Source organism: Alkalinema sp. FACHB-956, from assembly GCF_014697025.1.
Taxonomy (GTDB): domain Bacteria; phylum Cyanobacteriota; class Cyanobacteriia; order Leptolyngbyales; family Leptolyngbyaceae; genus Alkalinema.
This window is the reverse complement of the sequence record NZ_JACJRC010000014.1, coordinates 44,098-58,788: the sequence shown is the minus strand read 5'-3', so window position 1 is coordinate 58,788 and position 14,691 is coordinate 44,098. Positions and strand designations below refer to the sequence as shown.

Here is a 14,691-nt window from a genome sequence, read left to right as displayed (position 1 = left end):
GCGGATAGGGTATTTCGCGAAAATCGATAAAATGCAAGGCCAACGACTGGACTCGTTGAATCACCTCCAGCCGTTGGCCACGACCGTTAGGAACAATCGTCTGAATATTGCCTAAATACAGACATCTGTCCTACTTTTTAGAAGCTTGGGTGGAATCCTTCCCTAACTGAATCGTTACATCGGATTCAATATCACCAGTATTTTCGATGCGGACTTCCCCAAATCCTAACGCTTTGCGTATGGCTTCTGCCTGCTGACTATCTCCCCGCTGGGCCACAATCCGAGTCACACTGAGCGACTCATTCCAAGGTTGACCAATCCCCACATCCCCATACCCCGACTTTTGCAACTGTTTTACCACTGACTGGGCGGTATTAGGCTGTTTGGTACTGTCTTGAATGGTAACCCGCAAATTCTCAGGACTATTGTTATCGATCTCGTCAGCGGAGCCAAAGTCAAAGTGCCTTGCCATCAGGCCCTGAATCCGGCGATAGGTCGGAATCCAATAACTCGCGTCAAATTCTCCAGGATGGCTAAATTCCCCAGGCAGCATCAGCATTTGGGTATTAGATCGATTCGTCTGCGCTGCAAATCCCACAAGGGCAGCAATTTCTTCAACCGAAAGATTGGTATCAATGTGGGACTGAATCACCGAAAGAATTTTGGGGAGGCGAGTAATCGTTGCGGGGTTCAATGCCTGTTCCATCAAGGCTCGCATCACCATTTGCTGGCGTTGGATCCGACCAATATCACCATATTCATCGTAGCGGAACCGTAGTAACTGGAGCAACTGCTCCCCGTTCAAATGTTGCCGACCCGCTTTCAGGTTGATATACAAGTGCTGGCTGTCGTCTCGGTATTTCATGTCCTTGGGAACATGTACCGTGACTCCACCGAGGGCATCGACCAAGGCTTGTACCCCTTGCACATTGATCGTCACATAACGATCGATTCCTACGCCCCCTAACAGTTGACTGACCGATCGGGCGGATAGTGCAGGCCCTCCGTGGACGTTAGCCGAATTCAGCTTAGTCACCCCATAGCCTGGAATCTCTGCCCTAGTATCCCGAGGCAGGGACAACACCGAGACTTTCTTGTTTTCTGGGTTAAACCGCACCAAAAGCATAGTGTCAGTCAATCCTTCAAAGGAGTTGACCAAAGCATGGTACTTAAGATTCTTCAGATGATCCGGGACTTCCTGGACATCAGTCGTCAGGACTTTAGTCCCTAAAACCAAAATGTTGACTGGACGGGTCAGCCCTGGCATTTTGAGACTGCTATTGGCAATTTCCCCTTTATTGAAGATGGAAGCTTCCTGGGAAGTGAACTTGCGCTGCATCAGGGGGGTACTGGCCAACGAAACCGCCAATAACGCACCTGCCATTGCGGAGAGCATAGCTACCCCTGTCAGACAAAACACCAACCAAGTCAACCGTTTATTGTTGGTTTTGCGAACCGGTCGTTTCGCACCCGGGGGAACTCTACGAGCAGGAACAGGACGTTTTTTGACGCTTTTCACGAGCTTCCTCACCACACAATCCAATAAAAGGGCCAACTAAATTCGGCAGTTTGAGACGATCAGGAACAGAATCTGTGTCCTATTTCCTGGGTAGACATTTCGCTGGAGAACTTTTTGCTGGAGAACTCTAAGTGCAGGATTGAAATAACTGCTGTTGCCTGACTCTTTTGATTGGCATTCATCATAGGCGAACTTTGATTAACAGCCCATTGATTTTGGCCGATCGTTTAATCAAACAAGCGCCCATTCCTGCTTCTCACTTTTCACAGTAGAAGATAACTATTGAAGGAGCGTCTCTATTTAGAGCGATTTCTCCTGCAATAAAATTGTTCTCGTGGAGCCAGTATAGTGCTGCCAGCTAGGTTTTCACCTGCAACGCGAAACCTGTCAACAAGTAAGGTTATGAACCGATTACTCCGCAAGAATCACGTTGATGCATAGTAGCAGGATTTCTCTGAAGTGACTGCAAAAGTTGAGGATTTGAGAATTGAAGAGACGTGAAGAAACAGAAGCATTGTAGGCACCCTGATGTGGAATTCAGCACCATCCCGCCGCAAAATTGAAATGTTGAGGGTTTGAGAGGGTGCTGTTGTGTCTAAGGTGCCCCAAATTTCATCAATCCCACCATTGACATGAAATTTTTGCGGATTGAACTTGGGTAATTCCACTGGTGGGTTGGGAGATTATGGGTGTAGGGATGAGATGATGACTGCGGCTGGGGTTGCAACAACCATTACGGGATAGCCATCACAGGAGAGCCATGACAAGATAGCGATTACGAAAGGTTGATGCGATCCTTCATCCAGACTTGCCAGACCTGAAACGGCGAATCCCCTCCCGGCAAGCTCACCGGTGACTCATAGGCAAACACATACTGGATCTCACCGGCTTCCGTGACATCGAAATCAGCATTACACTCCCTAGCCCACCGATCGAGGTACTGCCGTGCGACCAAGGGTTCCAACTCGGCGGCTCGGGCAAATTCCACAAGCGTAATGCGACCTTTTTTTGCTTTCAATAATTGAAAAAATGTATCCCGAATGGCTTCTTTTTTCGCCCGATCGCTGGCAAAAAGCATCACTCCACCCAACGCAACGGGTAACAGACCAAATAAAATTAGCAAAGGGAGAAAAACCAACAGAAGTACAGCTACGGCTACCGTCTTGGACATCCCTAAGATGGCACCGAGCAAAATTCCCAGCAGAATAATACCGCCCAACGTTCCCACCGCGATCGCGCTGCCACCCGCCGCCATCAGCCACCCCATTACTTGACCGACCCGGCTGCCATACCGTTTGATCATCTTGCTATTCTCCGCCCGTAATTGAGTCCCTGGGTTTAAGCTAGCGTGTTTTTCGCGATCGTGGCTATACGGTTGTCCCACAGATGTTTGAGGGAAAGCCGCACGAATGATCCCAAGCAGCTATACCTAAATCGCCAAGGCATACCTTAAAGCTGAGAAGGATCGGAAAGTAGTAGGTAGAAATAAAAATATGGGCGATGAGGGATTTGAACCCCCGGCCTTCTGCTTGTAAGGCAGACACTCTACCGCTGAGTTAATCGCCCGAACTCACTGATAAACAATATAGCAGAAACTTTTGGATTCGGTAAGATGAAAACACAGTTTTTTAGATTTTTTTTGGAACCCTATGCCCTCCGGTAAAACTCACGACAGTATTACCCTGTGGTGTTGGCCTGCGATCGCGGGGCTGGGCTGGGGAATCACCCATCATGCGGGGCTGGCCTTGGTAGCCTCCGGCTGCTTTTTGTTCAGTGGGCTGATGTTTGGCCCGGATTTGGATATTCATTCCCAGCAATATCGTCGCTGGGGCTGGTTACGCTGGATTTGGTTGCCCTATCGCCAGAGCCTGCACCATCGATCGATCCTGTCCCATGGGTTTCTAGTCGGAACCACCCTACGCTTACTCTACTTAGCCCTTTTGATTGGAACGGTGGTGGGTTCTGGGATTTTGGGATGGTCGATCGCGCGGCATTCTCTCGGTCAGGGCGACTGGCTTGCATTTGCCATGCCCCTATGGCAACAGGCATGGCAACCGATCGGGCAATCTTGGCAACAATATCCAGAATATTGGTTAGCGAGTTTTGTCGGGTTGGAAGCAGGAGCCATGAGTCATAGCCTCAGCGATTGGGTGGGATCGAAGCTGAAGCGATGGCGCAATCGTCGTTTAAAAAAGACCAAACCGTCTTAATCCACTGCATTCCTAACCCACTACATTCCTAACCCACTACATTGGTGAACGGCGCGATTTTGCGCGGTACGATCGCCCCTAGCTCACCTATCTCCGTTGCACCCGAATTTTTATGGCCATTCAACCCGATTTTCCAGCGACCCAAACCCAAATTCTCGAAGCGCTGCAACGCCTAATTGAAGTCGTAGCCCAGTTACGCAACCCCGAGGGCGGCTGTCCCTGGGATTTGGAGCAAACGCAGACCACGCTGATTCCCTATGTCTTGGAAGAAGCCTATGAAGTGGTGGATGCGCTGAAATCTGGGGATCAAACCGCTATCGCCGATGAATTGGGGGATTTACTGCTTCAGGTGATTTTGCAAGCCCAAGTGGCCAAGGATGATCAGCAATTTGATCTAGCTTTAGTCGCCACTACGATTACGGAAAAGCTGATCCGCCGCCATCCCCACGTGTTTGGAGAAGTCTCGGTGGAGAACGCCGAGGAGGTGCATCGTAACTGGGAGGCCATTAAAGCCACGGAAAAGCCGGAAGAAACGCGGCTCAGCCAAAAGATGAAGCGTTACGCCCGATCGCTCCCCCCCATGACGGCCACGATGAAAATTTCCAAGAAAGCGGCCAAGGTGGGGTTTGAGTGGGAATCGATCGACGGGGTCTGGGAAAAATTCCACGAAGAACTCGACGAACTGCGCCACGCGATCGAACACGAGAGTCGGGAACGGCAGGAATCTGAACTGGGGGATCTGCTGTTTAGCCTCTTGCAAATTGCCCGCTGGCAAGGGCTTGATCCCGTGCAAGCGCTTCAGGGAACGAACGATCGCTTTATCCAGCGGCTCAGCCAGATGGAACAGGCCGTCGATCGATCGTTGGAAAGCTACTCGTTGGCAGAACTGGAAGCCCTCTGGCAACAAGCCAAGAAACAGCTCGGGCAGTAGGGCAAGATGACCCTTACAGCGATCTACGGGTGAAAATTTGCCACACCACGACACCCAACACTCCTAGAAATACCCCCGTGGTGGCCCAATCTTGCCAACTCGAAAGACCAATCTCGTACATGACAGACTCCTATCGTTTAACGCATAACCGTTAGCGCAAACCCAAAGGGTGGACGATCGCCCACCCTTGCCTACCCTTAACAGTTCATTGAGCCACAGGCCCTTTAATCTTCCGCAAACACGTACTTATAGAGTTCGCTGGGATCGGGTTCGGGGCTAGAGAGGGCAAACTCTACTGCATCCTCTACATGGGCCTGGATCTTCTTATCAATGTCCTTGAGTTCTGGCTGGGTCGCCAGATTTTGCTCAATCATGTAAGCGGCCAGCTTCTTAATGGGATCACGGGAGAACCAGGAATCTTTCTCTTCCTTCGATCTCAATTCATCTGGATCCGCCAAGGAGTGTCCCCGGAAACGATAGGTTAGGCATTCGATCAACGTGGGGCCTTCCCCAGCCCGTGCCCGTGCCACCGCTTCCTGGGCGATCGCCCGCACGGACAAGACATCCATGCCATCCACTTCATAGCCCGCCATACCAAAGACACTGGCTTTCTTGAAGATTTCCGTCTGGGAACTGGCGCGATCGTGGGCCATCCCGATCGCCCACTTATTATTTTCCACTACGAACAAAATGGGAAGTTTCCAGAGAGCTGCCATGTTCAGGCACTCAAAGAACTGACCATTGTTGCTGGTGCCATCTCCAAAGAAGCAGGCCGTCACTTGATCAGCTGACGCATCGCCCATGACTTCCCGGCGATACTTGGACTGGAACGCGGCCCCCGTGGCCACCGGAATGCCTTCTCCGATGAAGGCAAAACCACCGAGCAACCGATGCTGGGCTGAGAACAAGTGCATGGAACCGCCACGCCCCTTGCTGCAACCCGTTGCCTTACCAAACAATTCAGCCATGACTTCCCGCGCGGGAACCCCGCAGCTCAGGGCATGGACGTGATCCCGATAGGTACTGCACACATAATCTTCGCCCGGACGCATCGCCCGAATCACACCGGTGGAAACCGCTTCTTGCCCGTTATAAAGGTGAACGAAGCCAAACATTTTGCCGCGATAGTACATTTCTGCACATTTGTCTTCAAAGGTGCGGCCAAGAACCATGTCTTCGTAGAGCATCAGCCCTTCTTCGCGGGTGACGGTAGCGGGTGTTGTGGGGATTGTCGGTAATGCTCTATCTTGAACCATGGGTGTGTTTAATCCTCGCTGCAAGACCTATCACGCTGTAACTTAATTAAAATACCGTTCAGAGTTGCTTAAGATCAAACAGGATACACTGGCTTCGGGGGCAACTCAACGTTAACCAGATACTTATAAGCTCCAGATACCTATAAGCTCCAGATACGTAAGCTCCAGACGCGCAGAAGACTCAGAAGCTCCAGATACTCAAAAGCTCCAGGCACGCAGAAGACAATCTACGGTGAGTCGTGTACCCCCATCCGGGAACCCCAACCAAGGATGTAACTCCAATGCCTAGGGAATTGTTGGTTGATCACTTCAGAAATTGAGTATCCTGAATAACAGCCTACCCGGTAAATCACCGAGTGATCAGGGTGATTCTTGGGTCAGGTGTAGATTGCTGAGATATCCGATGAGACGATGCCCTGTTCGTTAGGTTCTGCCTAGAACATGACGGGAGAGGCTGATATTTAGAGTAAACGGCAGAACCGCCATCCACAATAGTATGATGGCTCTAATCTGTTTTTGGCTTGGGCGGCGGTTACACAGTCCACATCAACAGTCCGTATCAAGTCCCTATCATTCAGAAATTCGGTTTTCGAAAGCAGTTTCGCGATCGTAATTTCCTGTAGGTCTTTAGGTATGCTGTGATACGTCTCTGTTGCGGTATTGTTGCAAGGTAAAAGTTGCAATATGAAAGCTGCAAGGTAAAAGTTGCAGGGTAGAATCCTCGCCTAGGTATAATTCACTCTCATTGGTTAATGCTGGGGAAAGTCAACGTGCGTATTCCGCTCGATTATTATCGGATTCTTGGTTTACCCATCCAAGCTCCCGCTGAACAGTTGAAGCAGGCGCACCACGATCGCACGCTCCAGCTGCCTCGGCGAGAATATTCAGAAACAGCCGTTGAGGCCCGACGGGCGCTGTTGGATGAAGGGTACGCAGTGCTTTCCAATCCGGCCCAGCGTCAAGCCTATGATGCCCGGTTTCTCACTACTGCCTACGATCCAGACTTGAATCTGACCGTTGAAGAAATCAGTGAAGGCGCTGCGGTTCACCGTCCAGAGACCGCCAGCGAAACCCACACCCCCCACATTGACATTGCGGAAAAGCATTTGATCGGGGCGCTCTTGATTTTGCAAGAGCTAGGAGAGTACGAACTGGTTCTTAAAGTGGGGCGGCCTTACCTCAGTAGCGGTAATGCGAGCCTCAAAACCGGTCAATTTGGTGACCCTAAGGTAGCCCTAGCCGATATTGTGCTGACGATCGCCCTGGCTTGCCTGGAACTCGGGCGGGAACAGTGGCAACAGGGGCAGTACGAAACTGCGGCTGAAGCCCTAGAAACGGGACAGGAATTGCTCCTGCGGGAGGGGCTATTTGCAGGTGTGCGCGGCGAGATCCAATCCGACCTGCTCCGACTCCGTCCCTACCGCATTCTGGAACTTTTATCGCAGCCCAATGAGAATCATCTCGATCGCAAGAAAGGGATTACCCTGCTCCAGGATATGTTGCGGGAGCGCAACGGCATTGATGGAAACGGGGATGATCAATCCGGTCTTAGTATTGATGACTTTTTGCGGTTTGTGCAGCAGTTACGGGACTACCTGACCGCCGAAGAACAGCAGGTACTCTTTGAAGAAGAAGCCAAACGCCCCTCCGCCGTGGCGACTTACCTGGCAGTGTATGCCTTGCTGGCTCGCGGATTTGCAGAGCATCAACCTGCGTTGATTCGGCGGGCTAAGCATATGCTGATGAAGCTCGGTGGGCGACAGGATGTGCATTTAGAGCAGGCCGTCTGTGCTCTCCTATTGGGGCAAACAGAGGAGGCCAGCCGCGTGCTGGAACTCAGTCAAGAACATGAACCGTTAGCCTTCATCCGGGAGCAATCCCAAGGGGCACCGGATTTGTTACCGGGGCTCTGTCTCTACGCAGAACGCTGGTTACAGGAAGAAGTCTTTCCCCACTTTCGGGATTTAGTCACTCGGCGAGTTTCCCTCAAGGATTACTTTGCCGACGGACAAGTGCAGGGCTATTTGGAAGAATTACCCACGGAAGGGGAGTCCCTCAATGCACCTGCACCGCTCTGGAATGCAAAAGCACCGGCGGCGGGCCATTCGCCTGCACCATCTGCCATGGTTCCCACCCGATCGCAGCCGTTACCCAATGCTCGACTCCATCCCCCAGTGGATCCTGGGCACAACGGGGTAGGCACTGGGGCAGCGGCGGGTCTGGTGGGTCGATCGTCGTTCGAAACTGAGGAAGAGTCGTTAATCGGTAGTTCGGACTTGGCGATCGCGGGGATGGCAGCCGGTGGAACCGCCTTGGTACGCCCTCGAACATCTGCGCATCCGGATGAGCGACCAGCCGCGACTGGTGGAGGGTCTGGGCCACGCCCACCCCGCGCCAAACGGGAAGTCCCTGTTCATGGAGAAGGTGGACAACCCCGTCGTATCGGCAAGCCCAAACCTCGGAAAAAACGCATTCCAGCTTGGTTGCCTTGGGCGATCGGGTTAGTGGGGGTGGGTCTGTTGGGGTTCTTGGTGAGTCGTTTATCCCGACAAACGGTACAAGCGCCACCCTCTCCAACCCCCAGTGTGTCGATCGCGGCAGCTCCCAGTCCAACTGCTGGCATCGTCCAAGGCGACCTGACCCCAGAAACCGCCAAACAACTGCTGGAATTGTGGTTCACAGCCAAGCGAGCTGCGATGGGGCCTGGCTATGCTGCTGACCAGCTTAGCCAAGTGCTGGTTGATCCGAAGTTAAGTGAGTGGCAGCGGGAAGCCGCCGCCGCCCAGCGGGATGCGGCCCATGTGGAATATGAGCATGCGGTGCAGATCGAAAATGTGGAAATGAATGCCAGTGACCCCAATACTGCGATCGTGACCGCCAACGTGCGGGAGTTTCGGAAGTATTATCAAAACAATCAATTGGCCGAATCTCAAACCGATGACCTGCGATTGAGATATACGTTGGTGCGCCAAGATAATCAATGGCGAATTTCCAATTGGCAGTAGGTGTAGCCTGCGATCGCAGCGATCTCGCCCCATTGTTCCATAGCAACCAGTTTGATCCTTCTGGTTGAATGCCGTTGATCAGTGGGGGCACAAGGTCAGTATGATGGACAGGCATGATTGGCGCGTTGCATGATTGATACATTAGTTCAGGCATACTCTCCGCTCATCCTATGGGTGGGACTGGGACTGCTGATTTGGCGCTGGCTTCCCAAGGATTTATCCCACTGGCTGGGCCGGGGGTTGTATTGGTTTGGGGTGCCCTGGCAGATTTTTGATTTGGCTCGCCATAGCAAACTGTCGGGGGATATTGGCCTCGCTCCAGTGATTACGATCGCAACGCTAGGCTTTGGGTTGCTCATGGCTTGGGTGACCTTACAGATCCTGGCGCGATTGCCAGAAAAGGTCACGGAAGATGCGCCCTTTTGGCAACGGTGGGCTAGTCAGTTACCGCGCTTTGCCAGTGCGGAATATGGCAGTTTTATCATTGCGGCGATGCTGGGCAATACGGGGTTTGTTGGCCTAGGGCTGCTGCCTGCGATTATTAATCCCCAGGATTATAGTTGGGCCGTTTTTTTTAGTCTGACGCAAAACTTGATTGGAACCTATGGTATTGGGGTACTGATTGCCAGCTATTACGGCCAGACTCACAGCGATCACTCCCCTTGGACGTTATTGCGGGATTTGTTAACCGTTCCCTCCCTGTGGGCCTTTGCGATCGGCTATTCCACGCGATCGGTAGAATTTCCGGCCCCGATCGAATTGTTTAGTCAATCTTCCTTGTTATTTGTTGTTCCAGCTTCCTTTCTGTTAATGGGGATTCGCCTAGGCTTACTGGAAGGCTGGAGCAGTTTGCGGAAGGCATTGGTGCCTGTCATGCTCAAAATAATCCTACTGCCAGGGTTAGTGGGCATCGGGACTAGCCTCCTGGGATTATCGGGTGATGCGCGGCTGGCCTTGGTTCTGATGTCTGGGATGCCGTCGGCCTTTGCAAGTTTGATTCTGGCGGAGGAGTATGACATGGATCGGGATTTGGCCGCGAGCAGCATTGCGATTAGTACGATCGGCCTCTTGCTGATGATTCCGGTGTGGCTCTGGATTTTTTAGGGGATTCCGAGAACGCAATGGGGAATACAAAGTTGGGAAGTCTTGCACTGACAAACTTTGCTGGGAGCCGCAAACCATGAATCAGATTTATATCTCCTATGCCTGGAAAGATGACAAAAGTGAGTTGGGCCAGCAACGGGAAGTTTTAGTCGATCGCATTTGTCAGACGTTGCTTGCGATGGGATACAACCTGATTCGCGATCGCAACCATTTAACCCTGGGCCAAAGCATTGAACAGTTCATGCAGGACATTGGTCGCGGGAATTATGTGATTTTAGTGATTAGCGACAAATACTTGCGATCGGAATATTGCATGTTTGAAGCGATCGAAGTGATGAAACATAAGGACTATGCCCAGAAGATTTTTCCGGTGGTGCTGTCCGATGCCAATATCTACACCAAGGCAGGCCGGATTGACTACATCCAGTATTGGCAGCAACAAGGGGAACAACTGGGGCAATTAATGGGTTCGATCGCGGCTGAATCGTCTTCTGCCTTGGGGAAGGTCGCTCAGAAAATTGCCGAGATTGCTACTAACGTGGATGAATTCATCCATTTTGTACAAGATAAATTGAGTATCGATCCGGCGCAAAATTTCGACACCTTTATTCAGCAGCTCACCCAGCAAATTTACGAAGATTCCCAAAAACTCAGAAGTCAAAAAAGGATTTTAGTAGCTGGGACAGGCAGTTTTCAGTTGCCGGATGAAGTCAATTGGTGCGCCCGTACCCTGGGGCAGAAGCTAGCAGAACACCAGTACAATTTAATCACTGGCGGTTGGGAAGGGGTCGATTATGTTGTAGCGGAGCAATATGCTGCGACACTGTCAAAATCCCCAGTGCGGCTGACAGATAAGCTGACGCAAATGGTGCCCCAGGGCAAGCAGCCCGTTTTTCGAGGGGGACGGGTGGAATACACGGAGCCGGGGGTGAATGAATGGTTGGATTGCCTGCGACGATCGGATTTGGTGATTCTGATCGGGGGCGTGGGAGGAACCTATGAAACCTACCAGTATGCTTTGCAGGAAAAGCTGCCTGTGATTCCGATCGTATGTACCAATGGTGATGCAAAGCGGGTGTTTGATGAAATGCTGCAAACCTGGGAACAGCAACCTATGGGCAGGATTTCACCGCAAAAGTTTAAATCCTTGAATCAGTATATTAATACGGCTGAGACGGCTGAGGATGTCATTAACGATGTGATGGATATTGTGAATGAAGTGATTTTCGCTAAAACGATGCTGAAAGGGGCAGAGGCTAAGGGGACTGCGTACCCATAAAATTCCTACCTAGGATTTCCTGGGGCCGATCGAGTAAATTGGTTGGCCACCATGCGTCAGTTTGCAACTCGATATTTCAACTGAATGTGCTATTTTTGACCCAAGATCCAGCTTTGTGGGCTGATGATCGCTTGAAATTGCTGAGTTGTTAATCACTCTCTCCTATGGCTAACCCTCGCTTTGCTGGATTGCTGGCTACAACGGCTAAGTTACTGGCTACAATGCTGGCTACAACGATCGTGCTACTGGGGACTTCCGCTCCAACCCGTGCAGCAGAAACCGCTGAAGAGCTGGTCAGTCAAGGCTTACAACTGATTCAGCAGGGTAAAGTTGACGATGCAGTCGGGCAATTTCAGCGGGCAGCGCAAGTCAATCCACAATTTTTCCCGGCCCAGTACAACCTGGGGTTAGCCCTACGCCAACAGGGAAAGCTCCAGGAATCGGCGACGGCTTTTTATAACGCGATCGTGGCTGATCCCAACTTTCCCACCACCTACGCGAATTTGGGGGCGGCTCTGCTGGAAGGAAATAACTTAAAACAGGCGAAGGAATATCTTCAGCAAGCTCTCAAACTTGATCCAAAACTGGGCATAGCCCACTATAACTTGGGTCTGGTACTGGCGCTCCAGGGGGACAATGCGGGCGCGATCGAAGCCTTCAAAAAAGCCAATGAATTTACGTCCCAGGCTCCGGAACCCTACTACCACCTGGGCTTGGCCTATCAGCGCGATCGCTGGAACCGAGGCGCGATCGCGGCCTTTCGCAAAGCCATTCAACTCAACCCCACCTATCCGGAAGCCCTGTACAGCCTGGGCAGTTTGCTCTATTCCGAGGGGCAATTTGAGGAAGCCCTAGATGCGTTTCGGAAAACCACCCAGGCGAATTCCAATTACACCCCGGCCTACTATGCGGCGGGTTTGACGCTGATCAAGCAGAAAAAATATTCCGAAGCGAAACAGGTTCTACAATTTGCCAAAGAACAATATCTGCAACGAAAGAATCAATCCTGGGCCGATAAAACAGCACAGGTTTTGCAACAGTTGCAGACGATCAGTCCGTAAGGGGAATTTAGGCACAAAAAAACTCACCTAGTCAGCCATCGGTGAGCTTGCAAGCGTGAGTTCTCAGAACGTTATCAATGGGACAATTATCGAATCGAATCCAAGTCGATCGCCGCTGACCCACCCTCTTCAATTTGCCGTAGGATCGAACCCAACTGTCGCCAGACTAACCAACCAATAAAGAATGCCATCGGAACCGCGATCGCGTAGGCCAACACCGGAGGAAACCCAAAAATTTCTACCCCAGCGGACAGGAAAAAGCTGGCCCCGATCGCCATCCCCAAAAAGGGCATTAGCAAATTCAAGCTTTGTAAACTCGTGATACTCCGCGTCTGACGATTGGCTTTCCAATCCGCCAAATCTTGCTTAAGGACTGCCTGAAACGCTAGACCGGACACCAGACTTGCCAGTAGGCCACAGAATAGCAGGAAATAGGGCGGATCCTGAGGGATATAGTAAAGCGGTAATTGATCTAGCTGATCTAACGGAATTTGATCGAAATCCATAGGACAGAACGCGCAACTTAAAACTTCTTAAAGATTACCGCCCGTTGCGGTTCCCCGTCAAAGTTGCCAACGCCGGAAACATTTCCGTCGTGCGATCGAGGGAAAAATCGACGATCGCTTTCCAGGCTTCCGTCAGCATGCGATTTGGCTGCAAGTCATCCTTCACCAAGGCCCAGAGCCGTTGCACTTCCTCGGTATGCAGGCGGTTATCCTCCGTGAGGGCCATAACAATTTGTCGCCGCAGAAAATCTCCTTCCTCGGAAACGAGATACTGGATGCCCAGTTGGGCCGTGGGCAGCAGATCGAACTTGCGATCGCTGCGGGCGATGGCAATCATATTTTCCAACCGTTGCCATTGGAAGCGGCCATCTTTGAATAACACTTCCAGCAGCCGTCGCCGCAGGGCAGGAGATTCGCCCGTCAGTAAGCGCCGTGCCACGTAGGGATAGGCAATTTCAACAATCTTGAAGTTGGGGTTCAGGGTCAGGGCCAAGCCTTCCTGGGTGACGAGCGATCGAATGATCAACGCAAATTTGGCGGGCACCCGGAAAGGATAGTCAAACATTAGGTCGGAGAACTTATCGGTAATCGCCTTGAAGTTAAAGTCGCCGACGCTGGCCCCGATCGCATCATCAAAGACCGCTTCCAAGGCTGGGACGATCGGGCGAATATCTGTGTCTGGGGTGAGGAAGCCGAGATTGACAAAGTCCTTCGCCAGTTCTTCGTAGTCCTTATTAATCAGATGCACCACCGCATCAACCAAGGTTTCTTTCATCCAAGGTTCCAGCTGATCCATCATGCCGAAGTCGATGTAGGCCATGCGCCCCGGAGCGTCGGTGCCGGGTTCCGCGACCATGGCGAACAGGTTACCGGGGTGGGGATCGGCGTGGAATAGCCCGTGCTCTAGCAACTGTCGTAGTCCGGCAGTCACGCCAATGCGAATGATGGCGTCGCTATCCAAGCCCGCTTGCTGGACGGCTTCTAGGTCAGTCAGTTTATATCCATGGATCCATTCCAGGGTCAGCACCCGCTTACCACTATATTCCCAGTGAATTCTGGGCACCTTGACTTCGGGATCGCCTGCGAAGTTCGCGGCAAATTTCTCTGCGTTGCGGCCCTCGTTTTGGTAATCGATTTCCTCAAACAGCTTGGTGCCAAACTCGTCAATAATCAGCGTCAAGTCATGGCCCAGGTTCAGCGGGAGGAAGTGCCCAAATTTCTGCGCAGCCCAACGCATCAGGCAGAGATCCAACGTCAGGAGGGGATAGAGGTTAGGCCGTTGTACTTTGATAGCGACTTCTTCGCCGGTATACAACGTGGCCCGATAGACCTGACCCAAACTAGCGGCGGCGACGGGGTGGGGGGAAATTTCGCTGTAGACGCTATAGGGATCGCGATCGAGTTCTTCCTCAATAATCTGCAAGGCGATTTCGTTGGGGAACGGGGGAAGCTGGTCTTGCAGTTTGATCAGTTCATCTAAGTAGTCCTGCCGCACCAGGTCAGGCCGGGTGGAGAGGGCTTGGCCGACTTTGATGTAGGTGGGGCCAAGATCTGTCAAAATTTTGCGCAGTTGCTCAGCGCGTTCCTGTTGGTTGCCTTCGCCTTTGCCCATGGCCTCATCTAGCTTGAGACCTAGGAACAAACCAACAAAGGTCAGCACAATCCTCAGCAGACGCCACCACTTGCGCCAGGGGCGGAAGCGATACATCCGCGCGATCGCGTCTGCATCATACCGTCGTAGCTGACCCGAACGCTGTTTCGAACTCAGTTGACCCACGATCGACCCTACCTTGCTTCTTCTAGAAACGGGGGATGTTGAA

The 14,691-nt window shown here is 51.9% G+C and carries 11 protein-coding genes and 1 tRNA gene; 6 read left to right on the top strand and 6 right to left on the bottom strand.

All coding sequences use genetic code 11. The features are described from left to right. Positions 1-130: 130 nt before the first annotated feature. The 3 genes from H6G21_RS15405 to H6G21_RS15395 all read right to left on the bottom strand — a co-directional run bounded on the left by H6G21_RS15405 (position 131) and on the right by H6G21_RS15395 (position 3,085). Entirely contained in the window at positions 131-1,519 is a 1,389-nt protein-coding gene (locus tag H6G21_RS15405) for an LCP family protein (RefSeq protein ID WP_347278030.1), read from the bottom strand. A gap of 775 nt (positions 1,520-2,294) precedes the next feature. After that, positions 2,295-2,903, bottom strand: a complete 609-nt coding sequence (locus tag H6G21_RS15400; protein ID WP_190574314.1) for a hypothetical protein — start codon at positions 2,901-2,903, stop codon at positions 2,295-2,297. 110 nt (positions 2,904-3,013) lie between these two features. Next, positions 3,014-3,085 (bottom strand) — tRNA-Val (locus H6G21_RS15395). Positions 3,086-3,168: 83 nt separating this feature from the next. Between H6G21_RS15395 and H6G21_RS15390 the strand changes: the two genes are divergently transcribed. Beyond that, on the top strand, positions 3,169-3,729 hold the full coding sequence (locus H6G21_RS15390) for a metal-binding protein (RefSeq protein ID WP_190574313.1): 561 nt from the start codon (positions 3,169-3,171) through the stop codon (positions 3,727-3,729). A 112-nt stretch (positions 3,730-3,841) separates the two neighbouring features. Further along, positions 3,842-4,660 (top strand): nucleoside triphosphate pyrophosphohydrolase, encoded by an 819-nt coding sequence (mazG, locus tag H6G21_RS15385; protein WP_190574312.1) that lies wholly within the window; start codon positions 3,842-3,844, stop codon positions 4,658-4,660. A 224-nt stretch (positions 4,661-4,884) separates the two neighbouring features. Here the strand turns inward: mazG and pdhA are convergent, their stop codons facing one another. After that, a complete protein-coding gene (gene pdhA, locus H6G21_RS15380) occupies positions 4,885-5,916 on the bottom strand; it encodes a pyruvate dehydrogenase (acetyl-transferring) E1 component subunit alpha (RefSeq protein ID WP_190574311.1) in 1,032 nt (343 codons plus the stop codon). A gap of 770 nt (positions 5,917-6,686) precedes the next feature. On the opposite strand from pdhA, the gene H6G21_RS15375 reads away from it, so the two are divergent. From H6G21_RS15375 to H6G21_RS15360, 4 genes are all read left to right on the top strand, one after another. After that, positions 6,687-8,921 (top strand): IMS domain-containing protein, encoded by a 2,235-nt coding sequence (locus H6G21_RS15375; RefSeq protein WP_190574310.1) that lies wholly within the window; start codon positions 6,687-6,689, stop codon positions 8,919-8,921. A gap of 129 nt (positions 8,922-9,050) precedes the next feature. Then, positions 9,051-10,025: an AEC family transporter gene (locus H6G21_RS15370; RefSeq protein ID WP_190574309.1), complete on the top strand. Its 975-nt coding sequence runs from the start codon at positions 9,051-9,053 to the stop codon at positions 10,023-10,025. Positions 10,026-10,101: 76 nt separating this feature from the next. Further along, positions 10,102-11,304 (top strand): TIR domain-containing protein, encoded by a 1,203-nt coding sequence (locus H6G21_RS15365; RefSeq protein ID WP_190574308.1) that lies wholly within the window; start codon positions 10,102-10,104, stop codon positions 11,302-11,304. A gap of 164 nt (positions 11,305-11,468) precedes the next feature. After that, the gene (locus tag H6G21_RS15360) at positions 11,469-12,365 is read left to right on the top strand and encodes a tetratricopeptide repeat protein (RefSeq protein WP_190574307.1); all 897 of its coding nucleotides are present in this window, start codon (positions 11,469-11,471) and stop codon (positions 12,363-12,365) included. An 86-nt stretch (positions 12,366-12,451) separates the two neighbouring features. On the opposite strand, the gene H6G21_RS15355 is transcribed toward H6G21_RS15360, so the two are convergent. Both H6G21_RS15355 and H6G21_RS15350 read right to left on the bottom strand, forming a co-directional pair. Next, positions 12,452-12,871, bottom strand: a complete 420-nt coding sequence (locus tag H6G21_RS15355; RefSeq protein ID WP_190574306.1) for a hypothetical protein — start codon at positions 12,869-12,871, stop codon at positions 12,452-12,454. A gap of 34 nt (positions 12,872-12,905) precedes the next feature. Next, positions 12,906-14,579, bottom strand: coding sequence for an AarF/ABC1/UbiB kinase family protein (locus tag H6G21_RS15350; protein ID WP_242041865.1), 1,674 nt, complete (start codon positions 14,577-14,579; stop codon positions 12,906-12,908). Positions 14,580-14,691: the final 112 nt, after the last annotated feature.

Excerpts from the sequence above, each read along its gene's own strand:
- H6G21_RS15390 (WP_190574313.1), top strand. The coding sequence starts at position 3,169 with ATGCCCTCCGGTAAAACTCACGACAGTATTACCCTGTGGTGTTGGCCT.
- mazG (WP_190574312.1), top strand. The coding sequence starts at position 3,842 with ATGGCCATTCAACCCGATTTTCCAGCGACCCAAACCCAAATTCTCGAA.
- pdhA (WP_190574311.1), bottom strand. The coding sequence starts at position 5,916 with ATGGTTCAAGATAGAGCATTACCGACAATCCCCACAACACCCGCTACC.
- H6G21_RS15370 (WP_190574309.1), top strand. The coding sequence starts at position 9,051 with ATGATTGATACATTAGTTCAGGCATACTCTCCGCTCATCCTATGGGTG.
- H6G21_RS15365 (WP_190574308.1), top strand. The coding sequence starts at position 10,102 with ATGAATCAGATTTATATCTCCTATGCCTGGAAAGATGACAAAAGTGAG.
- H6G21_RS15360 (WP_190574307.1), top strand. The coding sequence starts at position 11,469 with ATGGCTAACCCTCGCTTTGCTGGATTGCTGGCTACAACGGCTAAGTTA.
- H6G21_RS15355 (WP_190574306.1), bottom strand. The coding sequence starts at position 12,871 with ATGGATTTCGATCAAATTCCGTTAGATCAGCTAGATCAATTACCGCTT.
- H6G21_RS15350 (WP_242041865.1), bottom strand. The coding sequence starts at position 14,579 with ATGTATCGCTTCCGCCCCTGGCGCAAGTGGTGGCGTCTGCTGAGGATT.